Source organism: Bradyrhizobium sp. USDA 4354 (assembly GCF_054060315.1).
Map to the genome: position 1 here is coordinate 394,106 of NZ_JBSSDC010000001.1, position 25,371 is coordinate 419,476.

The 25,371-nt window shown below is 64.8% G+C and carries 26 protein-coding genes; 13 read left to right on the forward strand and 13 right to left on the reverse strand.

The window, feature by feature from the left end; genetic code table 11:
• The first annotated feature begins 49 nt into the window (after nt 1-49).
• From ACVIIV_RS01910 to ACVIIV_RS01925, 4 genes are all read left to right on the forward strand, one after another.
• On the forward strand, nt 50-1,093 hold the full coding sequence (locus ACVIIV_RS01910; protein WP_456742659.1) for a C-terminal binding protein: 1,044 nt from the start codon (nt 50-52) through the stop codon (nt 1,091-1,093).
• A gap of 86 nt (nt 1,094-1,179) precedes the next feature.
• Entirely contained in the window at nt 1,180-2,523 is a 1,344-nt protein-coding gene (locus ACVIIV_RS01915) for an ABC transporter substrate-binding protein (protein ID WP_456742660.1), read from the forward strand.
• A gap of 140 nt (nt 2,524-2,663) precedes the next feature.
• A complete protein-coding gene (locus ACVIIV_RS01920) occupies nt 2,664-3,620 on the forward strand; it encodes a carbohydrate ABC transporter permease (RefSeq protein ID WP_456742661.1) in 957 nt (318 codons plus the stop codon).
• Entirely contained in the window at nt 3,613-4,512 is a 900-nt protein-coding gene (locus tag ACVIIV_RS01925; RefSeq protein WP_456742662.1) for a carbohydrate ABC transporter permease, read from the forward strand. The genes ACVIIV_RS01920 and ACVIIV_RS01925 overlap by 8 nt, the downstream gene beginning before the upstream one ends.
• Nucleotides 4,513-4,517: 5 nt before the next feature.
• Here ACVIIV_RS01925 and ACVIIV_RS01930 read toward each other — a convergent pair whose 3' ends face one another.
• A complete protein-coding gene (locus ACVIIV_RS01930) occupies nt 4,518-5,411 on the reverse strand; it encodes a LysR family transcriptional regulator (protein ID WP_456742663.1) in 894 nt (297 codons plus the stop codon).
• 348 nt (nt 5,412-5,759) lie between these two features.
• On the opposite strand from ACVIIV_RS01930, the gene ACVIIV_RS01935 reads away from it, so the two are divergent.
• Nucleotides 5,760-6,755, forward strand: a complete 996-nt coding sequence (locus ACVIIV_RS01935) for an alpha/beta fold hydrolase (protein ID WP_456742664.1) — start codon at nt 5,760-5,762, stop codon at nt 6,753-6,755.
• Nucleotides 6,756-6,906: 151 nt separating this feature from the next.
• Complete coding sequence (locus ACVIIV_RS01940) at nt 6,907-8,262, forward strand: esterase-like activity of phytase family protein (protein ID WP_456742665.1); 1,356 nt, start codon at nt 6,907-6,909, stop codon at nt 8,260-8,262.
• Nucleotides 8,263-8,503: 241 nt separating this feature from the next.
• Here ACVIIV_RS01940 and ACVIIV_RS01945 read toward each other — a convergent pair whose 3' ends face one another.
• The 7 genes from ACVIIV_RS01945 to ACVIIV_RS01975 all read right to left on the reverse strand — a co-directional run bounded on the left by ACVIIV_RS01945 (nt 8,504) and on the right by ACVIIV_RS01975 (nt 14,260).
• Nucleotides 8,504-9,334: a TonB family protein gene (locus ACVIIV_RS01945; RefSeq protein WP_456742666.1), complete on the reverse strand. Its 831-nt coding sequence runs from the start codon at nt 9,332-9,334 to the stop codon at nt 8,504-8,506.
• Nucleotides 9,334-9,780 (reverse strand): TonB system transport protein ExbD, encoded by a 447-nt coding sequence (gene exbD / locus ACVIIV_RS01950; RefSeq protein ID WP_456742667.1) that lies wholly within the window; start codon nt 9,778-9,780, stop codon nt 9,334-9,336. Before exbD ends, ACVIIV_RS01945 begins: the two co-directional genes overlap by 1 nt.
• A 3-nt stretch (nt 9,781-9,783) precedes the next feature.
• Nucleotides 9,784-10,560 (reverse strand): tonB-system energizer ExbB, encoded by a 777-nt coding sequence (gene exbB, locus ACVIIV_RS01955; protein WP_456742668.1) that lies wholly within the window; start codon nt 10,558-10,560, stop codon nt 9,784-9,786.
• Nucleotides 10,561-10,587: 27 nt separating this feature from the next.
• Complete coding sequence (gene hutX, locus ACVIIV_RS01960) at nt 10,588-11,103, reverse strand: heme utilization cystosolic carrier protein HutX (protein ID WP_456742669.1); 516 nt, start codon at nt 11,101-11,103, stop codon at nt 10,588-10,590.
• A 27-nt stretch (nt 11,104-11,130) separates the two neighbouring features.
• Nucleotides 11,131-11,463: an antibiotic biosynthesis monooxygenase family protein gene (locus ACVIIV_RS01965; RefSeq protein WP_027573166.1), complete on the reverse strand. Its 333-nt coding sequence runs from the start codon at nt 11,461-11,463 to the stop codon at nt 11,131-11,133.
• A gap of 99 nt (nt 11,464-11,562) precedes the next feature.
• The gene (locus tag ACVIIV_RS01970) at nt 11,563-13,914 is read right to left on the reverse strand and encodes a TonB-dependent hemoglobin/transferrin/lactoferrin family receptor (RefSeq protein WP_456742670.1); all 2,352 of its coding nucleotides are present in this window, start codon (nt 13,912-13,914) and stop codon (nt 11,563-11,565) included.
• A 124-nt stretch (nt 13,915-14,038) separates the two neighbouring features.
• Nucleotides 14,039-14,260 carry a hypothetical protein gene (locus ACVIIV_RS01975; protein ID WP_456748925.1) on the reverse strand — a complete coding sequence of 74 codons (222 nt, stop codon included), beginning with the start codon at nt 14,258-14,260 and terminating at the stop codon, nt 14,039-14,041.
• Between ACVIIV_RS01975 and ACVIIV_RS01980 the strand changes: the two genes are divergently transcribed.
• Genes ACVIIV_RS01980 through ACVIIV_RS01995 form a run of 4 tightly spaced genes read left to right on the forward strand, consistent with a single transcriptional unit; the run spans nt 14,178 to nt 17,223 of the window.
• The gene (locus ACVIIV_RS01980) at nt 14,178-14,384 is read left to right on the forward strand and encodes a hemin uptake protein HemP (protein WP_456742671.1); all 207 of its coding nucleotides are present in this window, start codon (nt 14,178-14,180) and stop codon (nt 14,382-14,384) included. The genes ACVIIV_RS01975 and ACVIIV_RS01980 overlap by 83 nt on opposite strands.
• 6 nt (nt 14,385-14,390) lie before the next feature.
• The gene (locus tag ACVIIV_RS01985; RefSeq protein WP_456742672.1) at nt 14,391-15,344 is read left to right on the forward strand and encodes a heme/hemin ABC transporter substrate-binding protein; all 954 of its coding nucleotides are present in this window, start codon (nt 14,391-14,393) and stop codon (nt 15,342-15,344) included.
• Nucleotides 15,341-16,426 carry a FecCD family ABC transporter permease gene (locus ACVIIV_RS01990; RefSeq protein ID WP_456742673.1) on the forward strand — a complete coding sequence of 362 codons (1,086 nt, stop codon included), beginning with the start codon at nt 15,341-15,343 and terminating at the stop codon, nt 16,424-16,426. The genes ACVIIV_RS01985 and ACVIIV_RS01990 overlap by 4 nt, the downstream gene beginning before the upstream one ends.
• Entirely contained in the window at nt 16,423-17,223 is an 801-nt protein-coding gene (locus ACVIIV_RS01995; protein WP_456742674.1) for a heme ABC transporter ATP-binding protein, read from the forward strand. The genes ACVIIV_RS01990 and ACVIIV_RS01995 overlap by 4 nt, the downstream gene beginning before the upstream one ends.
• Nucleotides 17,224-17,359: 136 nt before the next feature.
• Here the strand turns inward: ACVIIV_RS01995 and ACVIIV_RS02000 are convergent, their stop codons facing one another.
• A complete protein-coding gene (locus ACVIIV_RS02000) occupies nt 17,360-19,039 on the reverse strand; it encodes a mucoidy inhibitor MuiA family protein (RefSeq protein ID WP_456742675.1) in 1,680 nt (559 codons plus the stop codon).
• A 168-nt stretch (nt 19,040-19,207) separates the two neighbouring features.
• Nucleotides 19,208-19,828, reverse strand: a complete 621-nt coding sequence (locus tag ACVIIV_RS02005) for a response regulator transcription factor (protein WP_456742676.1) — start codon at nt 19,826-19,828, stop codon at nt 19,208-19,210.
• A 203-nt stretch (nt 19,829-20,031) separates the two neighbouring features.
• Between ACVIIV_RS02005 and ACVIIV_RS02010 the strand changes: the two genes are divergently transcribed.
• The gene (locus tag ACVIIV_RS02010) at nt 20,032-21,060 is read left to right on the forward strand and encodes an AraC family transcriptional regulator (RefSeq protein ID WP_456742677.1); all 1,029 of its coding nucleotides are present in this window, start codon (nt 20,032-20,034) and stop codon (nt 21,058-21,060) included.
• 2 nt (nt 21,061-21,062) lie between these two features.
• On the opposite strand, the gene ACVIIV_RS02015 is transcribed toward ACVIIV_RS02010, so the two are convergent.
• Complete coding sequence (locus ACVIIV_RS02015; RefSeq protein ID WP_456742678.1) at nt 21,063-22,274, reverse strand: NnrS family protein; 1,212 nt, start codon at nt 22,272-22,274, stop codon at nt 21,063-21,065.
• A gap of 129 nt (nt 22,275-22,403) precedes the next feature.
• On the opposite strand from ACVIIV_RS02015, the gene ACVIIV_RS02020 reads away from it, so the two are divergent.
• Entirely contained in the window at nt 22,404-23,114 is a 711-nt protein-coding gene (locus ACVIIV_RS02020) for a Crp/Fnr family transcriptional regulator (protein WP_456742679.1), read from the forward strand.
• 112 nt (nt 23,115-23,226) lie between these two features.
• On the opposite strand, the gene ACVIIV_RS02025 is transcribed toward ACVIIV_RS02020, so the two are convergent.
• Together ACVIIV_RS02025 and hemN are read right to left on the reverse strand one after the other, a co-directional pair.
• A complete protein-coding gene (locus ACVIIV_RS02025; protein WP_456742680.1) occupies nt 23,227-23,424 on the reverse strand; it encodes a DUF1858 domain-containing protein in 198 nt (65 codons plus the stop codon).
• A gap of 193 nt (nt 23,425-23,617) precedes the next feature.
• A complete protein-coding gene (gene hemN, locus ACVIIV_RS02030) occupies nt 23,618-24,970 on the reverse strand; it encodes an oxygen-independent coproporphyrinogen III oxidase (RefSeq protein ID WP_456742681.1) in 1,353 nt (450 codons plus the stop codon).
• 165 nt (nt 24,971-25,135) lie between these two features.
• Between hemN and ACVIIV_RS02035 the strand changes: the two genes are divergently transcribed.
• On the forward strand, nt 25,136-25,336 hold the full coding sequence (locus ACVIIV_RS02035) for a hypothetical protein (RefSeq protein ID WP_456742682.1): 201 nt from the start codon (nt 25,136-25,138) through the stop codon (nt 25,334-25,336).
• Nucleotides 25,337-25,371 lie beyond the last annotated feature (35 nt).

The window sequence follows — 25,371 nt, forward strand, 5'->3', positions numbered from 1 at the left end:
GCCCGCCACGAAGGCGGGTCACAACAAGAAACCAAATCGGGAGCAAGACATGCCGAAATACAGGGTGGTGACGCCGAAGGGTGCGAGCTTCACCGTCGCGGGCAGCGATTATTCCTACGAGCGCGAGGCGCTCGATCCGATCGATGCCGAGATCGTCGAGGCGCCCGCCGACGAGGCCGGGTTCATCGCCGCCGCGAAAAATGCCGACGCCATCTACGCCAAGGGCATCCCGATCACCAAACCGATCATCGACGCGCTCGAGAGCTGCAAGGTCATCACGCTCGGCTCGGTCGGCGTCGACAGTGTCGACGTCAAGGCCGCCACCGCCCGTGGAATTCCGGTGACCAACATCCCCGACACCTTCATCGAGGAGGTCGCCGACCACGCCATGATGCTGCTGCTCGCGGGCTTTCGCCGCCTGGTCGAGCAAGACCGCATGGCACGTGACGGCCGCTGGGCCGAGGGTCGGCCGGCACTGCTCAAGATCCCGAGGCTGATGGGCCAGACGCTCGGCTTCATCTCGTTCGGCCGCGTCGCGCGCGCGGTTGCGAAGCGCGCCGCGCCGTTCGGCCTGCGCATGATGGCCTACGATCCCTTCATCCAGGAAACGCTGATGTACGACCAAGGCGTGATCCCGGCGACGCTGAACGAGGTGCTGTCGCAATCCGACTTCGTCTCGATGCACGCCCCCGCGAGGCCGGAGGTGCACCACATGCTGACCGAGAAGCACTTCCGGCAGATGAAGAAGGGCTCGATCTTCATCAACACCGGACGCGGTGCCACCGTGGACGAGGAGAGCCTGATCAAGGCGCTGCAAGAGGGCTGGATCGCGCATGCCGCCCTCGACGTGCTGGAGCAGGAACCGCCCTCGCACAACAATCCCCTGCTCGGCATGGAGAACGTGACCCTGACCGCCCACGTCGCCTCGGCCTCGGCACGGTTTGACGAGGCGCGCAAGCGCCGCGTGGGCTACGAATTGTCACTGGTGCTTCAGGGCATGTGGCCGGTAAGCTGCGTCAATCCGTCGGTGCTGCAGAACACCGCGCTCCGCCGCTGGCAGCCCGTCAGCATGGACCGCGGACCGAACAGCTAGGCGGGCCGGCGTAAAACGCGCCGACGACCGAAACGGCCCTTCACCGGCGATCAACGCCGGGAAGGGAACATCATAGGGAGGTACTGATGAGGAACGACATCACACGTCGTGATGCCTTGGCGCTGGGCCTGTCCGCTGCAACGCTCGCGGCCACCGGTGCTGCAGCGCAAACATCCAATATCAAGGCTGCCGACGTTCCGGCACCCAAGCTCGCGATCGAGAAGGGCGCGTCCTTGCGCATGCTGCGCCCGGTGCGCTTCGTCCAGGCCGACGAGGATGTATTCCGCGCCAATGCGGCAAAATTCACCAAGGAGACCGGAGTCGAAGTCAAGGTCGACTTCGTCGGCTGGGAGGACATCAACCAGCAGACTGCGGTGACCGCCAATTCCGGCGCCGGCCCCGACATCATCATCGGCTTCTCGGATGCGCCGCACATCTATATCGACAAGCTGATCGAGCTGACCGACGTCGCGGACTATGTCGGCAAGCGGTATGGCGGCTGGCTGCCGCTGGCGCAGCGCTACGGCAAGAAGAACAAGAGCGACGCCTGGATCGGACTGCCGTTCGGCGCCACCGCGGGGCCCCTGATCTACCGCAAGTCGATCCTGCAATCGGTCGGCTTCGACAAGGTGCCCGAAGACCATGCCGGAATCGTCGACCTGTGCCAGAAGCTGCACAAGGCCGGCAAGCCGGCCGGCTTCGCGCTCGGCAACGCCAAGGGCGACGGCAACGGCTTCGCCAACTGGGCGCTGTGGTCGCACAACGGGTCCCTGCTCGACGAAGAGGGCAACGTCGTCATCAACAGCAAGGAGACGATCGCGGCGCTGAACTGGGTCAAGCAGCTCTATCCGACCTTCATCGCGGGCACGCCGTCCTGGAACGACGTCAGCAACAACCGTGCCTACGCCTCGCAGGAGATCTCGCTGACCGCCAACGGCGTCTCGCTGTACTTCTCGCTGAAGAACGACCCGGCGACCAAGGCGATCGCAGAAGACAGCGAGCATCAGCTGCTGCCCAAGGGCGTTGCGAAGATTTCGCCCATGGCCGGCCTGACGCTGAACGCCATGGTGTTCAAGCACAGCCAGTACCCCAACGCAGCAAAGGCCTTCCTGCAATACATGCTGGAGAAGGACCAGTACGAGCCGTGGCTCAATGCCAATTCCGGCTATTGGTCCCAGCCGCTGGCCGCCTATGCCGAGGCCGCCGTGTGGTCGCAGGATCCCAAGGTGAAGCTGTTCAAGAACACGATGAACAGCACCTATTACGACGGCTACAAGGGCCCGATCTCGACGGCGACGGGTGCCGTCAGCGCCGACTATGTGCTGATCCAGATGTTCGCGTCCGTCGCGACCGGCGCCGCCACGCCGGAGGCCGCGGCCGCCGAAGCCGAGCAGCGCTGCAAGCGGTACTTCCGGCGGCAGGGCCGGTAACGGCAACGACAAAGCAGCCGTCATTGCGAGGAGCTCTTGCGACGAAGCAATCCAGACTGCCACCGCAGAACCAGACTGGATTGCTTCGCTTCGCTCGCAATGAGGGGTGTGGTGACTTTCAGAGACAGGACAACTACCCAATGTCCGTGACGACGCTTTCCTCTCACGCACTGGCGCAACGACAGCCGAATTGGATCGTGCGCCTGTTCGACTACAAGCCATTCCTGATCGTGATGTGCCTTGCGCCCGCGATCGGCTTGCTTGCGGTCTTCCTGACTTACCCGCTCGGCCTCGGCGTCTGGCTGGCCTTCACCGACACCACGATCGGCCGGCGCGGCATCTACATCGGGCTGGAGAACTTCCAGTATCTGCTCACCGATCCCTTGTGGTGGAACGCGGTGTTCTACAGCGTGCTCTACACGGGAATCGCGACCTTCGGCAAGTTCGCGCTCGGGTTCTGGCTCGCGCTCCTGCTCAACAACCATTTTCCGTTCAAGAGCCTCTTGCGTGCGATCATCCTTTTGCCCTGGATCGTGCCGACCGTGCTCTCGGCGCTGGCCTTCTGGTGGATCTACGATCCGCAATTCTCGATCATCTCCTACCTCCTGGTCGACGTGCTGCACTGGCGATCGAGCAATATCGACTTCCTCGGCTCGCCCTGGCCCGCGCGCTTCTCGCTGATCGCCGCCAACATCTGGCGCGGCATTCCTTTCGTCGCGATCTCGCTGCTGGCGGGCCTGCAAACCATCTCGCCCTCGCTCTACGAGGCCGCGATGCTGGACGGCGCCAGCGCCTGGCAGCGCTTCCGCTACATCACCTTCCCGATGATGATGCCGATCCTCGCCATCGTCATGACCTTCTCGATCATCTTCACCTTCACCGACTTCCAGCTCGTCTACGCCATCACCCGCGGCGGTCCGGTCAACTCGACCCACCTGCTGGCAACGCTGGCGTTCCAGCGCGGCATCGCCGGCGGCGAGCTCGGTGAAGGCGCCGCGATCGCGGTGTCGATGATCCCGTTCCTGGTGTTCGCGACACTGTTCTCCTATTTCGGCCTGGCGCGCCGCAAATGGCAGCAGGGAGAGGCCAATGACTGACACTGCTGTCCAACCGACCGCCGCCGATGCGAAGGCCGCTCCCGACACCATGGCCTGGGATTCCGGGTTGCGGCGGCTGATGATGATCTACCTGCCGCTCGGCTGCTTCGTTCTGATCCTGCTGTTCCCGTTCTACTGGATGGCGATCACCTCGTTCAAACCAAACGCGGAGCTGATGAACTACCGGGACAACAACCCGTTCTGGATCTCCTCGCCGACGCTCGCCCACATCAAGCATCTGTTGTTCAACACCGCCTATCCACAATGGCTGAAGACGACGATGTTCGTCGCGATCGGCTCGACCACGCTGTCCTTGATCGCGAGCACGCTCGCGGCCTACGCCATCGAGCGTCTGCGCTTCCGCGGCAGTCCTTATGTCGGCCTCGGCATCTATCTCGCCTATCTCGTGCCACCGTCGATCCTGTTCATTCCGCTCGCCACCGTGGTGGTGCAATTCGGCCTGTTCGACTCGCCGCTTGCCCTGATCCTGGTCTACCCGACGTTCCTGGTGCCGTTCTGCACCTGGCTCCTGATCGGCTATTTCAAGTCGATCCCCTACGAGCTCGAGGAATGCGCGCTGGTCGACGGCGCCACCCGGCTGCAGATCCTGCGGCGGATCACGCTGCCGCTGGCGGTGCCCGGGCTGATCTCGGCCGGCATCTTCTCGTTCACGCTGTCCTGGAACGAGTTCATCTACGCGCTCGCCTTCATCCAGAGCGGCGCCAACAAGACCGTGCCGGTCGCGATCCTGACCGAGCTCGTCACCGGCGACGTCTACCAGTGGGGCGCGCTGATGGCGGGCTCGCTGCTCGGCTCGCTGCCGGTCGCGATCTTCTATTCGCTGTTCGTGGATTACTACGTGTCCTCGCTCACCGGCGCGGTGAAGGAGTAGCAAAACTAGGCCAGCCGCGCCTTGAGGCGCGGCGTGGCCCAGTCGAGAAAAGCGCGGAGCTTGACCGGCGCAGGCTTTCGCTCCGCATAGACGACATACACGGGCCAGGGCTCCTGCTCGAATTCCTCCAGCATGAGGACGAGCTTGCCGGAACGCCGCGCAGCCTCCATCTTGTAGGACATCACGCGCGTGATGCCGGCACCTGCGACGGCAGCTTCGACCGCCGCCTCCGAATCGCTCACCGTCAATCTCGAGCGTATCGGCACCATGACTTCGCTGCCGTCCTTGACGAACTTCCAGCTCTTCTGCGCAGCATGGCTGTCGACGCCGATACAATCGTGCGACGCAAGATCGGCGGGCTCGCTCGGGTGTCCCCGTTTCGCGAGGTATCCGGGACTGGCGCAGAGCACGAACCGGACCGAGCCGACCCGAGTTGCGATCAGGTTGCTGTCCGGCAGACTGCCGATTCGAACCGACACATCGATGTTCTCGTCGACGGTGTTGACGATGCGATCGGTAAGGACGAGCCGCAGCGCGATCTCAGGATAAGCCTCCATGAACTCGAGCGCGATCGGCAGCAGGTGCATGTGGCCCAGTCCCCACGGCGACGTGATCGCAAGATCGCCCCTCGGACTTCTGTACTCGCCGGAGACCTCCCTCTCGGCATCGTCCACCTGCTCGATGATCCGCTTGCAGGCCTCGATATAGGATCGTCCCGCATCGGTCAGTGTCATCTGGCGCGACGACCTCTGAAACAGCTGGGCATTCAGCCGTGCCTCCAGCTCGGCTACCGCTCGGCTGACCGTTGCGACCGGCATCCTGAGGCGCCGGGAGGCTGCCGAAAAGCTTCCTGTTTCATTGACCGCGATGATCACCGACATCGCCTCCAGCCGGTCCATCAGACGCGTCTTTCCGTAACCCGAGAAGTAGCTTCTCGATCATATGGACTGATCCCGCCGGTCGCAATCGGTTACCCGAAGCTTGCTACGGACTTTGGAATAGGACGGCTGGAAGCTTGCCTAGAAAACGATCAATCGACGAATGCCGGACGCCATTCGGCTGCACAATTCCGGCACTTCGGCCCGACGCGCGAAGACAGCATGAAGTCGGATCTGCCTTCGGCATCCTCTGGCGCACCAACCATAAGCCCGCCGATCACACGCCGCCGGCTGCATTGACGGCACCATCGAAAAATCCAGCGTCGACCGGCGAATACAACCATCACCGATTTTGACTAGGAGATCGACATGAGCACCGAGAACATCACACGCCCATCAGCCGGCCTCGATCGCCGACACCTCGTTCTTGGCTTGTCCGGAGTTGCCGTTGCCGCGGCCGCGCCGGCTGCCGCGGCGAAGCCGCAACGCGAAGCCGGCGGCTATCCGATTACGTACCATCGGACCAAGACCGTCGACGGGATCAAGATCTTCTACCGTGAAGCCGGGCCGAAGGATGCGCCGGTGGTATTGCTGCTGCACGGCTTTCCCACCTCCTCGCACATGTTCCGCAATTTGATCCCGGCTCTGGCGGATCGATACCGCGTGATCGCGCCTGACTACCCCGGCTACGGCCAGAGCGACATGCCTGCGCGCTCGACATTCAAGTACACGTTTGACCGCTTCGGCGAGCTCGTCGACGGCCTGCTCGGCCAGCTCGGCGTCACCCGCTATGCGATGTATGTCATGGATTACGGTGCTCCCGTCGGCTGGCGGCTGGCGCTCAAGCACCCCGAGCGCATCAGCGGCCTGATTGTGCAAAACGGCAACGCCTATGACGAAGGGCTGAAGGAATTCTGGAATCCGATCAAGCAATACTGGGCCGACGGGTCCGATGCGAGCCGGCAGGCGTTGATGAAGCTCGTCACGCTGGAGACGACGAAATTCCAGTACACCGACGGCATGTCCGACGTGAGCCGGATTTCACCCGACAATTGGGTGCACGATCAGGCGCTGCTGGACCGTCCCGGCAACAACGAGATCCAGATGGACCTGTTCTACGATTACCGGACCAATCTGCCGCTGTATCCCGCGGTGCAGGCCTACTTCCGCAAGCACAAGCCGCCGACGCTGATCGTCTGGGGCAAGAACGATTTCATCTTTCCCGCCGACGGCGCCCATCCCTACAAGCGCGACCTGCCCCAGGTGGAATTTCATCTGATCAACTCCGGCCATTTCCTGCTCGAGGACAGGTTCGACGAGGTCACCCGCCTGATCCGCGATTTCCTCGCCCGCAAGATTGCCTAGCAGTCGATCGGATTCGGCGAGGTCGCCGCGCACGCGGCCACCTCGTCAGAATCGATCAAGAAGCGGAAGAATGCTGCAGCCTTTGGCCCGGCTTCACAATACTGCAACATGCGATCCGCATAAGCGTTGCGTCCGCCAACAGGAGACGCACATGCGCGCGACTTTTCTCAGCACCGTCGCAACGATCATTCTCACCGCGAGTTCTGCGCTGGCGCAGAGCGAGGGCGAATTTCCGGCCAAGCTCGCCGGCCACGTGGTGATGCCGGCCGCTACGTTCATCGACGCGCCGGCTGACGCACCCGCCGATCTCAAGACGGCGGGCAAATATACCACCGGCAAGCGGGTCGACGCGCTTGGCACTGTCATGGGCAAGTCCTATGAGCGGCCGACCGGCGTGTCGCTGCCGTTCAAGGGCCAGCCGCTGCAGGGCCATTCCGGCATCAAGACCATGCCCGACGGCAGCTTCTGGGTCATCACCGACAACGGCATGGGCGCGCGTGCCAACTCGCCGGACTCGATGCTGTACCTGAACCGCTACAAGATGGACTGGGCGAGCGGCAAGATCGAGCGGCAGGAGACCATCTTCCTGCACGACCCCGACAAGAATGTGCCGTTCCGCATCGTCCATGAGGACACGCAGAAGCGCTATCTCACCGGCTCCGACTTCGACACCGAGGGCTTCCAGATCATCGGCGACACCTTCTGGATCGGCGACGAGTTCGGCCCCTATATCCTGAAGGCGGACAAGACAGGAAAAATCCTCGGCGTGTTCGACACGGTAGCCGGCGGCAAGCCGGTGCGCTCGCCGGACAATTGGACCGTCGCCACGCCCGGCGCACCCGGCGCGACCTACACCAACGTCAATCTCCGCCGCTCCAAGGGCTATGAGGGCTTCGCCGCGTCGAAGGACGGCAAGTTCCTCTATGGCCTGCTCGAAGGACCGCTGTGGGATGCCGAGAAGAAGGACTGGGAGAAGGCAGACGGCAAGGAAGCCGCCCGCATCCTCGAATTCGACGTTGCTGCGGAGAAATTCACCGGCCGCTACTGGCAATATGTGTTCGAGCAGAACGGCAACGCCATCGGCGACTTCAACATGATCGACCAGGCCTCCGGCCTCGTCATCGAGCGCGACAACGGCGAAGGCACGGCCGACAAGGCCTGCCCGCAAGGCCAGCGCGGCGAGAACTGCTTCCCCGATCTCGCCAAGTTCAAGCGCGTCTACAAGATCGAGCTGACCGACACCAATGTCGGCAAGCCCGTGCGCAAGATCGGCTATATCGACCTGCTGAAGATCAGGGATCCCGACAAAAAGGCGCGGAAGCCGCTCAACGACGGCGTCTACACCTTCCCGTTCTTCACCATCGAGAACGTCGATCGCGTCGACGACACCCGCATCATCGTCGGCAACGACAACAACCTGCCGTTCTCCTCCAGCCGCGATCCCAACAAGGCCGACGACAACGAATTCGTGCTGCTCGAGGTCGCGGATTTCCTGAAGGCGAAGTGAGGTGACGGTCGCTCCTCTCCCTCTCCCCCGTTCTTACGGGGAGAGGGATTGGAACGACAGCGGCGCCTCATGCTCTGTCGTTGCGAGCGCAGCGAAGCAATCCAGAATCTTTCCGCGGAGACAGTTGGATTGCTTCGCTACGCTCGCAATGACGAGGATAGAGCTCCATCCCACACTCTCGATGAGGTGGCGGAGACGACCCTCCACCCGTTAGAACGGCGGGATTGTCTGAGGAAGCTCGCTACCTCACCGTGAACTCCACCGGAATCGTAAAGCTCATCGAGCCGTTCTTGATCTCGTCCGGGATCGGCGGAAACGGCGAGGCCTGGCGGACCATGGACATCGCCTGAGCGTCGAAGGCCGCGACGCCCGAAGAGCCGCCGAGGCGGCTGGACATCACTTGCCCGCTACGAGTAATCGTAAAGCTCAGCCTCGCGACACCGCGCTGGCCGCCGCCTCCGGATGGATATTGATGGAAGCGCATTAGATGCGCGCGGACGCGTTGATTGTAGGATGCGATCGCGGACGCTGTCGCACCCGCACTCATGGCGGATGCCATCGGCGCCTCGCGCTCGGCACGCGGCGGCGCGCTGGTGCGCGGCGCGGGCGTCACCTCCGACGGCTTCTTTGCCTCGCGCCGAACCACCTTCGGCTTCGTCGGCGCTGGCTTTTCGACCGGCACGATCTTCGCCGGCTCGGGCTTGGCAGGTAACGGCTCCAGCTTCTGCTCCGGCGGCGCGACCACATCCGGCTTTTCCTGCGGCGGCGTCGGCGCGATGGTCTCCTCGACGGCCTGCTGCTGCACCGGCTCCGGCGGCGAGGCATCTGCCTCCTGCATCAGCGGCCCCGGCGCGACGTTGTCCAGCGTCGGCTGCGGCGCCGAGGTCACCGGCGACATGTCGATCATGATCGCGGGCAGGCTAACGCCCTGCTCGGGCTGCGTCCTGAGCCAGCTCATCGCAAGCAGCGCGGCAGCCACGTGCAACACCACGATCGCGGCCGCCGAGGCACCCCAGCGCGCGCCCTCGCGCTCGCCGAGCGGCTCGTGCAAGACGAAGGCGCTCGCGGCCATCAGCTGCGTCCGTCGAGGCCGACGAGGGCGACCTTGAGATAGCCGGCATTGCGCAAGGTATTCATCACCTCCATCAGGTCGCCATAGGAGACGGCCTTGTCGGCGCGCAGATAAATGCGCTCGTCCTTGCGGCCCTTGGTGGCGGCGTCGAGCGAGGTGCTGAGCGCATCGCGGCCCACGATATCCTCACCCACCGCGATCGAAAGATCCGGCTTGACGGTGACGAACACCGGTTTGTCCGGCCGTGGCGCCGGTTCGGCCGCGGTAGCCGGCAGATCGACGCCGATGTCGACGGTGGCAAGTGGAGCCGCCACCATGAAGATGATCAGGAGCACCAGCATCACATCGATGAACGGTGTGACATTGATCTCGTGGGTGACGTCGAGATCGTCACTGGCGCCGCGCTTGAGCGGCGATGCCGAACGTGCGCCGAGCTTCGCGGCCATGGCCTACTCCGCCGCCCGGGCCAGACGGAAATGGCCGTGGTCGCGCTGCCGGCTGACCAGCAGCATCAGTTGCGCCGAGGCGTCGCCGAGCAGTGCGCGGTAATTGGCGATGCCGCGGACGAGATGATTGTAGATCACCACCGCCGGAATCGCGGCGACGAGACCGAGCGCCGTAGCGAGCAACGCTTCCGCAATGCCGGGCGCGACGACCGCAAGACTGGTGGTGTGGCTCTCGGAGATGCCGATGAACGAATTCATGATGCCCCAGACGGTGCCGAACAGGCCGACGAAGGGCGCGATGGCGCCGATGGTCGCGAGCACGCCGGTGCCGCGCGCGATCTGCCGCGACATCGCCGCCTCGACCCGCTCCAGCCGCAACGCGACCCGCTCCTGCAGGCCGTCGTCGAGAACGCCGCCGGAGAGCTCGGCCTCCCTGGCGCAGGACTGGATGAGCTGGGCGACCGCGTCGCGCGCGTCGCCGACCCGTGCGGATGCCTCGGCCAGCGTCACGTTGCCCTCGAGGGCGCGCGTCCGCTGCAAGGCGAGCGAACCCTTGCGACGCAGCTCGATGGTCTTGGCGAGCCACACCGTCCATGTCACCAGCGAGGCGATGGCGAGCCCGATCATCACCGTCTTCACGATGATATCGGCACCGACGAACATTCCCCAGGGCGACAGATTGCGCGGCAGCAGGGCTTCGTCGATCGCGAAGGCCGGTGTCGGCGCGAAGGCCAGTGCGATGGTTGCGATCACGTGCCGAAGCCTGAAAATGCCCTGCATCCTGATCTCCCGACAGATGGAAGGAAGCTACGCAGCAGGCTGCGCCGCGATACGATCGGCAAGCCGGCGGAACCGTGCCAGCTGATCCGCCCGCAGCGCCCTCGTCTCGTCGCGACCGACGAAGACCTTGAACATGATGCCGCCGTCGGCGTTCACGAACGCGACGAAGGCCGAAATCTTGCCCATGAAGGGCCGCTCGACGAAGGCGACACCCGCGCAGCGCTCGTGGCGGAAATGACCATGCAGGCCCTTCGGCTGCATCAGGTTGAAATAGCCGCGGCCGATCTCGCCAGCGGGAATTGGGCCCGTGAACTCGAAGATCGCATCATCCGTGTGCACGATCAGCGTGACCTCGCCCCATTCCGCAATGTCCTGCATGGCGGCAGCAAAGTGCTCGCCGCCCCCGATGCGCATCATGGACGACGGCAACGCCTCGATCACCGCGCGCGGGGTGACCTTGCGCTCGCGCGCGACGTCCTCGATCACCGCGCCGGGATTGTCGGCCATGTACGCCTTGAGATCGGCGAGATCGGTGCTCAGCATATCCGGCTCCTCTCGTGCGTCATTGACTCAGGCGGCCGCGGCCTTGCGCTCGCTCTGGATCACCTCAAAGCCCTCGAACTTGGGATGGCCGAGATACAGGCTCTCGCCAGTCCTGTTGTCGGCACGGGCGTGGGCGCGACGGAATTCCTCCGAGCGCGTCCAGGCCTCGAACGCCGCCTTGTCGACCCAACTGGTGTGCGACGAATACAGCGTGTGGTCCTCGGCCTCCGGGCCCTTCAACAGATGAAACTCGACGAAGCCCGGCATGCTGCCGAGATAGGATTCGCGGGTCGCCCAGACGGTCTCGAACGCGGTCTCCGCGCCCTTCTTCACCTGAAAACGATTCATAGCGATGAACATGAAAAGTCTCTCCTTGTTATCAAGACGAAAACGCGCCGAAGCCGCGCTGGAGCATCAGCGCGGCCCGGCGGAGGTTGTGGTGTTGCGGCGCCTTCAGGCCTACGCACCTCCAAAGTGGATCTTCATGCCGGCCTTGTAGACTCTTCCCGGACCCGGGCTCGACCACAGCACGTCGTTCTGCGACGTGCCATCGGTCGAGCTGCCGGGAATGGCGTAAGGCCGGTAGTACTGGTTCAAGAGATTGTCGATCGAGGCCGAGAACACGATGTCCCTGGTGGCGTTGTAGGTCAGGTAGAGGTTGACCAGCTCGTAGCCGGTCGAAGGAAGATAGTTGGCGGGCACGTCGTTGTTGGCACCGAACGACGCCCACTGCGCCGTCAGGATCAGCGTGCGATCGAGCAGGCGGACACCGCCGGTCGTGACGACCTTGCGCGGGGTGATGGTCGCGAGCCCGATATTGGTGGCGACGTTCTTGCCCTGGATGTAGTGACCGGCGACACCGATGAACCAGGTGCCGGCATCGTACATCGTCTCCGCCTCGAAGCCCTGGATGCGGGCCTGCGCGATGTTCTGATACTGGTAGTACTGAGCGAACGAGCCAACCCCCGGGAACGTCACGAATCCGAACGGGACGAGGTCGATGTAGTCGCTGACGTCGTTGCGGAACAGGTTGATCTTGCCGCGGAACGAGTCGGATGCTGTGAAGATGTTGTCGTATTTCAGGTTGATGCCGACTTCCTTGTTCTTGCCGACCTCGGGACGAAGGTTCGGGTTGGGCAGGAAGCAGAACAGGCCGACGGTGCCGTCTGGACAGGGGAAGAGAGCCGGTCCGCCACCGGTCGCATGCGCGCCCGAAATCACGGTCTCGGTGATCGAGGGCGCACGATAGCCTTCGGCATAGCTGACATAGGGCTGGAAGCCCGGGACGGGCGTGACGCCGAGAGTGATCTTCGGCGAGAAGCGGTCGCCGCCGGCGCTGGTCCTGCCGGAATCAAGGTCGTAGCGGTCATAGCGGATCGCGCTGACCGCCTCGAACCAGGTGCTGTAATTCTGCTTCAACTGGATGAAGCCGCCCGAGACGGTGCGGATGCCGCTCGGCGTCGTGATGTTGGAGTTGCCGCGGCTCTCGGTCGTGATCACGTCGTCCTGGAAGGCATCGACGCCCCAGGTGACGGCATTGCGCCAGTCGCCCACGTTGAAGCGCGTGGTGTTGTTGACGTCAATGCCGTAGGTGTTGAGAACATAGCCGCGCTTGTCGCCGACGCAGCCCGAGATGTTGTTACCGAAATTGCCGGTGCCGCAATAGGCCGAGCCGCCGGTCGAGTTGTGATAGGTCTTGGTCTGATCGTTGTCGACGCGGTTGCCGTAGACCGACATATGCCAGTCGAACAGATTGTCGCTCGGCAGCGAATAGTTCCAGGTGATCGTACCGGTGTAGTTCTTGGCATCGGAAGCATAGACCGACGAGCCCTGATAGAGCGCCCGCTGTGCCGCCGTTGCCACCGGACCGCGGTTGAATTGGCCGATGTGGTATTGGTAGTCTTGGAAGACGGCGCCGAACTTGACCTCGTGACCGAGGGCGGGTCGCACTGTGAGCTTCATCAGCCCGGCCTCGACTTGATTGCCGGTATTGCCGATCTCGGTGCCGTTGCCGTCCTTGTAGTTGCCTTGCGTGCGGTAGACCGCGCCGCCGAAGATGTCGACATCGGGCGTGGCGCGCACGCCGCCGAACACCGAACCCAGGCCGCGATTGTTGTTGGACCCGTAGGAGCCCGAGAGATCGACGCCCCAGCGCTCGCCGGGACGCAGCACGTCGTCGATGTCCTTGGTGCGGAACGAGACCAGGCCGCCGATCGCGCCGGAGCCGTAGATGTTGGCGGTCGGTCCGCGCACGACGTCGACGCCGCCGATCAATTCAGGGTCGAGGAAGAAGGAGCCGTTGGCGTTGTGGCCGGTGCGCTGATAGTTCTGCCGCGCGCCGTCGACGACGACAGCGACGCGGCCGAAGTCCTGCAAGCCGCGGATGTTGATGACCGTCGCGGGGTCGTCACCGCGCTCCTGGAACGACACGCCGGGCACCGCATAGAAAATGTCCGACAGCCGGTTCGGCTGGATTCCCTGGATCTGGTCGAGCGTAATCGAACTGACCGGCGCGAGCGCGTCGATCGCGCGCTCCTTGGTCTTGGTTGCGGCGACGGTAATGGTGTCGAGCACCTGAACGGGCGCCGTGCCGCCGGCCTGGGCGCGGGCGTTCAGGAGCTCAGGCGTTGCCTGCTGCGCGACTTGCGGCTTCCCCGGCTTGCGCTCGGCCTGCTTCGGTCGTTCCGAGGACGCGTTTTCAGCCTGCGGCGATGCGGTCTGCGCGAGACTGCTCTCCGCCATCATTGCCGCAATGGAAACCACCGACGCGCCCAAAATCAGGGCGCGCGAATACCTAGCCCCGTCAGCCATATCAGCCCCAGCCTGCACTTCACTTAGCTTTTTCAGTCTGTTGGCTGGCGTGCGCTCGCAACGCGAGCGACTGGCTGGCTTGATTGTCTCAAGAGGCGGGCATGTTCCCCACCGGAAGAAATGGTTACGTGGCAACACTCTGACGGTCAATGACATCAGGTTGCACTTTATATCGATTGTAAATTGCGACCGTTGGAATGCGCTTCGCGCCGCCTATACAAACAAGCTGTACTCCAAGTTTTCGAAAGTGCATCACACCGACAATGTCAGCAACATCAGGAGACAGCAACGGCAGCGCGGCAGGGCCGGCACAAAGCCCTTCTCCAGCAACGCGAACTTTGACCATGCGCGGGAGTCGGATCGACAGCCGCGAGCTGTTTGCGGCCGAGCGCGAGATCATCATTGCGCATGGCGAGGACAGCTATCGTCTCCGCTTGACCTCGCAGAACAAGCTGATCCTGACGAAGTAACCCGCAATGACATTTTGCCGCACCCTCGCCTATCTCCTGCTCTCCGGCGGAATCGCGCTCGCATCTGCCGCGCACGCGGCTGGCATCACCGTGCATGACGCGCGCAATCGCGAGGTCACTGTTGCCGATTTTGCGCGCACGGTCTCGATCGGCGGCGCCATCACCGAGATCCTCTATGCGCTCGGGCTGGAAAGCCGGCTGGTCGGCGTCGACACCACGAGCCTTTATCCGGCGGCGGCGCTGCACGACAAACCCAATGTCGGCTACATGCGCCAGATCTCGGCCGAGGGCGTGCTCGGCCTCAACCCCACCCTGATCCTGGCGATCCAGGGCTCGGGCCCGCGCGAGACCATGGACATCCTCGAGACGGCGAAGGTGCCGCTGGTGCTGGTGCCCGAGACCTTCTCCGAGGAGGGCCTGATCGAGAAGATAAGACTGGTCGGCCACGCCATGGGCGTCGATGCGCGTGCCGAATGCCTGAGCGCCGCTGTCGGCACCGATCTTGCGCAGCTCCGCGCACTGCGCGCCAAGGTGACGAAGCCGGTGCGCGTGATGTTCGTGATGTCGCTCCAGAACGGGCGGGCGATGGTGGCCGGCCGCAAGACCGCGGCCGACGAGATCATCCAGCTCGCCGGCGCGGCCAACGCCGTCGACGATTACGACGGCTACAAGATCATCGGCGACGAGGCGATCGTGGCCGCCAAGCCCGAATTCGTGCTGTCGATCGAGCGCGGCAAGGAATCGCTGCAGGCCGATGCGATCTATGCCCATCCCGGTTTTGCGCTGACGCCGGTCGCGGCCAACAAGAGCTTCATCGCCATGGATGGGCTCTATCTGCTCGGCTTCGGGCCGCGCACCGCGGCGGCGGCGCGCGATCTCTCGGTCAAGCTCTACCCGGCGTTGGCCGACCAGGGCGGCGCGTTCACGTCGGCCCTGTCGGCGGCGAATTGCCGGCAATGAGCGTGGCCGTCGGGATCGAAGCACGGAGCCCGCGACGAAGCGCGGGACGGCGGTCTGCCTCGTTCGCGATCCCCCTTCTGCTCGTGGTGCTATTGATCACCATCGTCGTCGCTCTGACGGTTGGCGCGGCCGGCATCCCGCTCTCGCGGCTGCCTGTCGCGCTGGGCTTGGCCGGCGAAAGCACGGCCATGACGGCCCGCGACCAGCTCGTGCTGTGGTCGATCCGCATCCCACGGATCGCGGCGGCCGCGATGGTCGGCGGCCTGCTTGCCGCGGCCGGCGCGATCATGCAGGGGCTGTTTCGCAACCCGCTCGCCGATCCCGCCCTCGTCGGCGTCTCCAGCGGCGGCGCGCTCGCAGCCGCAAGCGCGATCGTCTTCACCGATTCCCGCTTCGGCGAAGCGCTGCGCTTTCTCCAGACCGAGCTGTTGCCGCTGGCAGCTTTTGCGGGCTCGCTGGCGACCACCGCAATCCTCTACGGCATCTCCAGCCGCTCGGGACGGACCTCGATTGCGATCTTCCTGCTCGCCGGCGTCGCCATCACTGCCATCGCCAATGCCGGCATCGGGCTGCTAGTGTTCATCGCCGACGACCGCCAGCTCCGCGACATCACGTTCTGGATGCTCGGCTCGATGAGCGGCGCGACCTGGACCAAGGCGGCCGTGCTCGCGCCGGTCCTCGTCCTCGGGCTTGCCGCTTGCGCCTTCATCTCCCGCGGTCTCGATCTGCTGGTGCTCGGCGAGGCTGATGCCTTTCACGGCGGCGTCGATGTCGAGCGTCTGAAGCGGATCTCGATCGTCATGGTCTCCGCCATGACCGGTGTCGCGGTGTCGATCAGCGGCGTCATCGGCTTCGTCGGCATCGTCGTGCCGCATCTGCTCCGTCTCGTGATCGGGCCGGCGCATCGCCTGCTGCTGCCGGCCTCGGTGCTATCAGGCGCGATCCTGATGGTCGGCGGCGACACGCTGGCGCGCACCATCGTGGCCCCGGCGGAGATGCCGATCGGCATCCTGACGGCGGCCGTCGGCGCACCCGTCTTTCTCGTCATCCTGCTGCGGCAGCGCGGGCTTGCCGCGCTATGACGGCGGTGATCGAGGCACGGCATTTAAGCAAGCGCATCGGCCGCACGACGCTGCTCGATGGCGTCGGCCTGACGGTTGCGGCCGGCGAGATGGTCGCCATCATCGGCCCGAACGGCGCCGGCAAGTCAACGCTGCTGCGGCTGCTCTCCGGCGATCTTCGCCCCAGCGCAGGCGAGGTGCGGCTCAAGCAGCGCGACATCGGCAGCTTCACGCCGCGCGAGCTCGCCGCGCGCCGCGCGATGCTGTCCCAGCACATCAACGTCACCTTCCCGTTCACGGTCGAGGAGATCGTGCTGATGGGAGCCGGCGAGCGCAGCTTGCGCGAGGCTGGACCGCTCGTCGATGCCGCCCTCGACGAGGTCGGCCTTGCACATTTCCGCGAGCGGCGATTGCCGACGCTGTCAGGCGGCGAGCAGCAGCGCGCCCATTTCGCCCGGGTGCTGGTGCAGCTCGCCTGCGGCGAGGCCGAGCACGGTCCCGGGCTTTTGCTGCTGGACGAGCCGACCTCAAGCCTCGATCTGCGCCACCAGATCGACCTCGTCGAAGCGGCGCGCCGCCGCGCGGCTGCCGGCACCGCTGTCATCGCGATCCTGCACGATCTCAATCTCGCGATCCGCTTCGCCGACCGGCTCGTCGTGCTGAACGGCGGCAGGCTCGCCGCGGACGGCCCGCGCACGGAGGTCGTCACGCGCGAGAGGATTCGCGGCATCTTCGAGATCGATGCCGTCGTCCACCAGGCCGACGGCGTGCCGTACGTGCTGCCGCAGTCGATGCGGGCGGCGATGCCGCCACGGTGAAGGTGCACTCCCTCCCCCGCTTGCGGGGAGGGTTGGGGAGAGAGTGTCTCCACGACGGGACATGCCCAGAGGAGAGAGCCCTCACCCCAGCCCTCTCCCGCAAGCGGGAGAGGGAGCGCACTTCCTTCGTGGCTGGCTACCCCGCCGGGGCGATCACCATGCTCTTGTCCTTCGGCCAGCGGACGCGCCAGGCGAAGTTGATGTCGCGGGCCTCGCCGGGCTTGGCGTCGAACGACCATTCCAGCACGCCGCGCTTGTCGCGGATGTTGTTCGCGGTCGGCGGAGTGCTCGAGGGCAGCATCTCGACGACGATGTCCTCGTTCTCGCTGACCGGCAGCTGATCCTCGATCGCGACGCGAATCGGGAAATCATGGCCGTTGCGGATCGTGGTCTTGAACGAACGCTCGTCGGTCTTCGACGTCGTCACGAGCAGGCCGGCCGAGCCCTCGTTGCGCTTGAGCACCGCGCGCTCGATTCGAACCTTGTCGTCGGCGCCGAAGCCGAGCCGCACGATGTCGTCCTTGGCGGACGCCGTGATCTTGCCCCGGCCGACGAAGGTGCCGTCGCGGTAGATCGCGACCTTGCCGGGCAGCAGGGCCGTGTCGTCCGCCTGTTTGAAGCTGGCTTCGAGGAACGCGGTGGGATTCATGACCGGAGCGGCGCGCACCGCGAGATCGGCGGGCACAATCGCCGCAGCGATACGGAGGCTCTTGGCGCCCTCGGCGGCGCCGAGGCTGACGCGGCCGGGAATTTTGAAGGTGGCCTGGAAGTCGCCGATCTCGGCAACCGCCTGTTGCTCGTCGGCGCGCTCGCGCGGCTCGGCCGCCTCTGCGATCTTGGCCATGGCCGGCGATTGCGCCTGGCGCGTCATCGGGGCCGGGCGCGCCAGATCGGAGGCCGTGCCGAGCGCCAGCGGCTTCGGCACTTGCGGATATTGCGCAACCAGCGAGCTTAGCTCCGGGGCACTGCCGCCGCGGCTGATGCGGACCGTGGAGACGCCGAGCGTCACGTTCGACCAGTCCTCGCCGGTCGACTGCGTGACCTCGGCGCGACGAACGAGTTCGAGCTGCGGCTTGCGATCCTTGGCGCCGGTATCGAGCCGGGCGTCGTAGAGCGGAACCCAGCGCGCGTTGCGCACGGCATAGGTCACGCGCAGCGTCGCCTTGGTCGCCGCGGCTGAGGCGACGTCGATCCGCACTTCCAGTTTGTTCGGCGGCTTGGCCGAGCGCTCGGCTTCCAATTCCGCGATCTGGCGGTCCAACTCGCGCTGTTTTCGCGTGGCATCGCGAATTGCGGTGTCAGCGGTCGCTATCTCCTCGGCAACCGCGGCAAAGGCCGCGCGCCATTCGGCGATGGGGCGCGCCTCGCCCTTTTCGCCGAGGCCGGCCGGCGAGGCTTCAGCAAAATGCTGCGCAAACTTGCGCCGGGCGTTGGCCGAGTCGATCGCACCCTGCAGATCGGCCCGTTGATCCCTCAGTGCCTCGATGCGCTTGTCCAGCTCGGAGAGGTTCGCGGGCGGCGCGGCCTTCGGCGGCCGCGCATCGATCGTGCCGATGGTGAGCTTGGCGCCTGCCTCGCCTTCGACGCGGAGGGAAGACGGATCGAGCGAGAGCGGAAAATCCCTGGCGACCAGCGTCGAGTCACCGGAGGCGAGATCCAACGAGATGACGCGGGTGACGGTGGCGCCGTCGGGATAGACGGTGACCGTGTCGATCGCCGACGTGGCGTCCACGTTGGCGGCCCATGCCGGCGATGCGATGGCCGTGGTCACCAGGACCAGGCTCGTGGTTGCCAAATATTTTGCGGTGATGCGCATAAAGTCCCTCCTGCCGGTATCGCTGCGCCGCCAGCCGGACGCGCGCGATGAAATGCCTCGCCATCGTGGTTGGACGCGGCAGGGAAGGAACTGGTTCGATTGAGGTTTCTGTGCGGCGCCGCCACGGCCGCACCATGGCCGCGGAACGCTTTGTCGTCCCGGCAGCCTTTAAACCTGGGACGGCGAAGCCTGGCCGAAGATACGGCGGAGCAGATCGGTCACGTTGCGGGCGCCGGCCTTCTTCAGGACGCTGGCGCGGTAACCCTCGACCGTCCGCGCGCTCAGATGCATGCGCCGGGCGATCTCCTTGTTGGTGAGACCGGCGGCGAGATGCTCGAGCACGTCGCCTTCGCGCTCGGTCAGGGGCTCGCAGCCGGGCAGCCAGCGTTGCCGGATCTCGGCGGGCCGGGCGAACTCGTCGATGGCGGCATCGATCCGGCCAACGATGTCGTGGGTGCGGAACGGCTTTTCGATGAAGTCGGCCGCGCCGCTCTTGATGGCGTCGACCGCCATGGCAATGCTGCCGTTCGCCGAGGTCACCAGCACCGGCGCCATGCAGTTCTCGCCGCGCAGCCGCTTGAGCACCTCGAAGCCGGATTGGTCGGACGGTAGCTCCAGCAGCACGCAGGCCGGCATCCGCGCCTTTGCTGCGGACAAGAGAGAGGCACCGTCAGCGAAACAGATCACCTCGTAGGCGTTCTGTTGGAGCGCGGTCGAAAGTTGTTCGCGCGAGGCAGCGTCGGTGTCGATGACGAATATCTCACCCTTGGAAAGCATGTTTCCCGGCATATCCCGATCCAGCAATGTCTTGGTCAAATGCTCCGAGACGGTAGCCGGCTCCATCGCCTTGCCACGCCGTCGTAAACACGGCATTCACGCCCGTGCTTCGGTTTCTCCTATGTATGTTCCGTCCGGTTCCTGGGTTTGACTGAGCGGGACAGAAATTTTACATTTCGAGACATCTGCAGGGATGGCTGGCAGGAACGGTTCGCATGACCGACCTCGTTCGCAGCTCAAGCCTGAGTTATTATCCGGAGGTCGCCCGGTCGGTCGGGCTCGACCCCAGGCAGATGATGCGCAAGGCAAGATTGCCGCCAGCCTGCGTCGACAAGCCCGACACGCCCATTGCCGTCGCAGGCCTGCGCCGTCTGCTCGAATTGTCGGCGGAGGCGTCCGGCGCCGAAGATTTCGGCTTGCGTCTCGCCGAGCGCGGCGGCCTGACCAATTTCGGCGCGGTCGGCCTGATCGTGCGCGAACAAGCAACCGTCGGTGAGGCCATCGATGCGTTCTCGCGCTTCATCCATATCCATCACGATGGCATGCGGCTGGACGTTGCGCGCAGCAAGCGGACCGTGACCATCACGATGCATCTGCGCGGCCGGCACCCGAGCGCGTCGCGGCAGTCGATCGACATGGCGCTCGGCAGCGTCCACCGCATCATCCAGTCGCTGTTCGGTCACGACTGGCGGCCGCAGGAAGTGCACCTGCATTATCCACCGCCGTACGACCGCAAGCGCTACCGCGAATTCTTCGGCTGCCGCGTGATCTTCAGCGCGAAGGATGACGCGATCCTGTTGTCGGCGCACGAAATGGAACGTCGGATCCCGAGCGCGCATCCACTGATCGCGAGCTATCTGCGCAAGCGGATCGAGGCGATCGAAACACGGCCCGCAAGCTGGGAGCAGAAGGTCGACGAGGTCGTACGCCTTCTGCTCGCCGGCGGCGACTGCACGGTCGAGCGCGTCGCCGAGCATCTTGCCTGCACCCGCCGGACCATCCACCGCCGCCTCGCTGCATCGGGCACCAGCTTCTCGGCCATCTTGGACGCGCGACGCGCCGATCTCGTGACCCGGCTGATCGAAGATCCCGGCCGGCCGCTGGCCGACATCGCGATGCAGCTTGGCTTCTCCGCGCAGAGCGCCATGGCGCGCTGGTTCCGCGGCCGGTTCGGCTGCACCATCACCGATTGGCGCAAGGGCGTGCGGCCTCTGACAGCGCCGCCCTCGGCGAGTGCAGCTTGAGCTCAGCGTGCCGCAGCGGGAACGCCCATCGTGGCGAGGGCACGCCACCGGCTGCCGGCGAGCAGCGGGCCGAACGCGACGGCAAATCCGAGGAAGGCGACGATCCAGCCGCAGGCGGCGATGTGCAACAACACATTGTCATGGGCTGGCAATAGAACGGCAGCGACCCGGGCCAAAGCCGTGATAATGATTGCAGCATAGATTCCCTGGATCGCCGGCGAAGCCGTCAACGCCTGTCCGGTATGGCCGAGACTCGCGCGGGTCATCACTGCGAGCGTCATGGTTCCCGCCGCCCCCGCCATCCAGGCGTGGATGCCGGCGCTTGGCGGCAGCACGCCGAAGGCGGCCAGAGCGTTCAGAATGAAACCGAACGGCACGAAGACATAACCGACATGCAGGATCAGCAGCAGCCGCTCGCGCGTGGTGCGATCGCCGGCCCAGCGTGCAAGCCGAACCAGATGCAGCACGCCAACCGCCGCCATCACGATGCCGGTGATCATGTTGAGCGGCGCCACGATCCATGAGACGAGCGCGAGCGCGCTGCATCCGATCACCGCGCCGTCGAAACGTCCGAACGGCACGGGCAGACGGCCGGGATTGAACTTGACCAGCCAGTTTCGGGTGAAGCTCGGAATGATGCGGCCGCCGATCAACGAGATCAGCAGAATGACCACGCCGATGCCGACGCGGATGCTGACGTCGGCCGCGCCCTCGTAATGCGTTTCGACATGAAAGGCGACGTTGCCGGCGAGCAGAACGAGCACCAGCCCCACCACGGGCAGATTGCGCCAGTTGCCGCCTGCGATGATCTCGCGCGTCGCGGCGGCGACGACCAACGTCAGGAAGGCGGCATCGACGACCAGCGCAAACGCCCAGCCGATATTGGCCGACACCGTCACCACGATACGTCCGGCAAGCCAGACCGCCAGCAGCGCTCCTAACGGCGTGCCCCGGATCGGCAGCCGCCCCGTCCAGTTCGGGATTGCCGTGAACAGGAACCCGGTAATCACCGCCGACAGGAAGCCATAGAGCATCTCGTGGATGTGCCAGTCGCGCGGCGCGAATGCAGAGCTCACGGACAATTCGCCATAGAACATCGGCAACCAGGCCAGGATCGACAGCGCCGCCTGAATCGCGGCAAGCAGAAAGAAGGGACGAAAGCTGTTCGCAAACAGCGGCCAGCCCGCAAAGTTGCGGGATCGGGCGCCAGCCATGGGGTCAACTCCAATGAATTCAGGTCGTTATTTGGAAAAATACTGCCACCCGGCCGGCCCGTTTTGCGCTATCGCAAACTACCCGACGATTGCAGGTGCCATCACACTCCCTGATGTCAAGGAGGCAGAATGGCCAAGGTCGACACATCGCTGGTTGCGCATCTGCCGTTGTTTGCGGGGGTGACGCCGGAAGCTCTGGACGAGATCCTGCGTGAGGCCCGCTCGGCGCGCTATCCCAAGAACAGTGCAATCTTCGAGCAGGGGGCGGACGCGCAGTCCTTCTTCCTGCTGCTGCACGGCCATGTCCGCGCGGCCAAGACCACGCCGACCGGCGAGCAGATTGTGGTGCGCTATGTCGCGCCCGGCGAAACATTCGGGCTCGCGATGGCGATCGGAGCTGCGCGGTATCCGGCGACGGCGATGGCGGTCGATGACAGCGTCGTGCTGATCTGGCCGACCTCGGCCTGGCCGCGGTTGGTCGAGCGGTTTCCGGCGCTTGCCGCCAACACGCTCCAGACCGTCGGCACGCGGCTCCAGGAGAGTCACACCCGCATCCTGGAAATGTCGACCCAGCAGGTCGAGCAACGCGTCGCGCATGCGCTGCTGCGTCTCGCCAAGCAGTCCGGCAAGAAACTCGACCACGGCATCGAGATCGACTTCCCGATCAGCCGCCAGGACATCGCGCAGATGACCGGCACCACCCTGCACACCGTCAGCCGCATCCTGAGCGGCTGGGAGAGCCAAGGTCTCGTCGAGAGCGGCCGCCAGCGCATCATCCTGCGCGAGCCGCACAAGATCGTCGTATTGGCGGAGCGGAGCGCCGACAGCGGCGCGACGTGAGAGCCGACGGCGATACGTCTCTCCACAAGATAGGGGTGAGGGGCGCTTCCGCTTACGGCGAAAGCGCCCTCACCCGGGAATTCGCACGCACTCGCGCGAATTCCAAACCTCATCACGCCGGCACGCAATCGCTCAATGCAGCGAGGAATTTTTGGCGGTCGATCCCATGCTCGCGGCAGGCGTCATCCACGGTGTGGAAGGTCGCGATCGGACAGCCGACACAAGCCATCCTGAAGGCGAGAAACACGCGGATCGTGTGCGGCGCCGTGCGCATGATGTCATCGACCAGATCATCGGATCGGAAGGGCATGGACAACTCCGTTCCGAACTGACGATAGCGGCGCGGGACCGAGAGTCTTTGTTGGAGCGCAAGCTGTTGCCGGTTCCTCAACTCGTCATTCCGGGCGCGCGCAGCGCGAACCCGGAATCCATTGGGCAGCAACCAGTGCAGTGAAATGGATTCCGGGTTCGCGCCAAGAGGCGCGCCCCGGAATGACGAGGGGCTACACCGCCCTGCTATGCAGTTGCTTGCCCGGATCCAGATGCGCGTCGAACGCGGCGGCGACGCTGCGCACCAGGAAGCGCGAGTCCCTTGCGACCGCGAGCCGATCGCCGTCCAGCCTCACGACCCCGTCAGAGATCAGCGGCTTCAGACGCGCCGCCGATTTCAACATCGCCCCTGCCTCTGCGCCATGGCGCGCGCAGATGTCGCCGAGATCGGCGCTGAACTCGCACATGATGCGTTCGATGATGTCGGCACGCAGCCGATCGTCGTCAGTGAGCCCATAGCCCTTCGCGGTGGCGAGGCGGCCGGCGGCGATGCTCTGCGCATAGGCGCCTATCTGCACCTCGTTCTGGACGTAGCCCTGCGGCAGATGTCCGATCGCGCTCGCGCCGAAACCCAGCAGGATTTCACTCCGATCGGTGGTGTAGCCCTGGAAATTGCGCCGCAGCGTGCCCTGCTCGAACGCCACGGCCATGGAATCGCCGGGACGCGCGAAATGATCGAGCCCGATCTGCACGTAGCCGGCCTCCTTCAGCGCATTCGCGATCGCGCTGGCCTGGTCGTGGCGCGCAGGGCCGTCGGGCAGCACGGCCTCGTTGATCATGCGCTGGTGCTTCTTGAAATCAGGCACGTGGGCATAGCCGAACACCGAGAAGCGATTGGGCGCGAGCGCGAGGCTGCGCCGCACCGTGTCCAGGCACGACGCGACAGTCTGGTGCGGCAAGCCGTAGATCAGGTCGAAATTGATGCCCTCGATCCCGACGTGGCGGAGCATGTCGACCACGGAAGCCGTCTGCTCGAAACTCTGCACGCGGTTGATCGCCCGCTGCACCACGGGATCGAAGCTCTGCACGCCGAGGCTCGCGCGGTTGACGCCGGAGAGCCGCATCGCCTCGACCATGTCCACGGTCAATGTGCGGGGATCGATCTCGACCGCGATTTCGGCCGAAGGCAGCACGAAGAACTTTTGGCGCATCGTCGCCACCAGTTCGGCAAAAGCCTCCGGCGCCATGATCGTCGGCGTACCGCCGCCGAAATGGATGTGCTCGACCTTGATGCGGCGGCCGATGGTTTCGGCGGCCAGCGCGATCTCGCTGCGCAGCGTCCGCTGGTAACCGGCGATGAGCTCGTCGCGACGGACGATCTGGGTATGGCAGCCGCAGTACCAGCACATCTCGCGGCAGAACGGCACGTGCAGATAAAGCGACGCGCTGGCGCCCGGCGGCAGCTCCGTCAGCCACCGGGCATACGTGTCCGGACCGATCGCAGGCGTAAAGTGCGGTGCGGTCGGATAGCTGGTGTAGCGTGGGAGACGTTCCTCGCCGTAGATCGCCGCAAGATCAGCTCTCATATCTTACCCATTCGTAAATTTCCGCCGCGCACAGACGCCACGGCAAATCACGGAATGAGTTCAATTAACCCGGATGCGCGGAAGCGACTTTGCGCTCGCGCAAAGCGCGGCGGCGGGTTCCTGGCCATGATCGGAAATAATTCGCGGCCATCCGGAGCGTTTGCCATGAGGCTTCTCGCACTCGAACTCATTCTCTCCCTGCTCGACGTCCGCGGCCATATCCCGCGTTTCGACGACTTCCGGCCGGCCCCGGCCACGCCAGCCGCCGCCGGCGTGGTGCGCGCCCTGGCCGCAGCAATCGCCGTCTTCGTCGTGCTGTCGCTGGCGATCTGGGGATTGGTCTGGCTTGCCGTGAATCTGCTCTGACCGGCCGCGCCTTCGCCAAGGCTTGCCTTGCGATC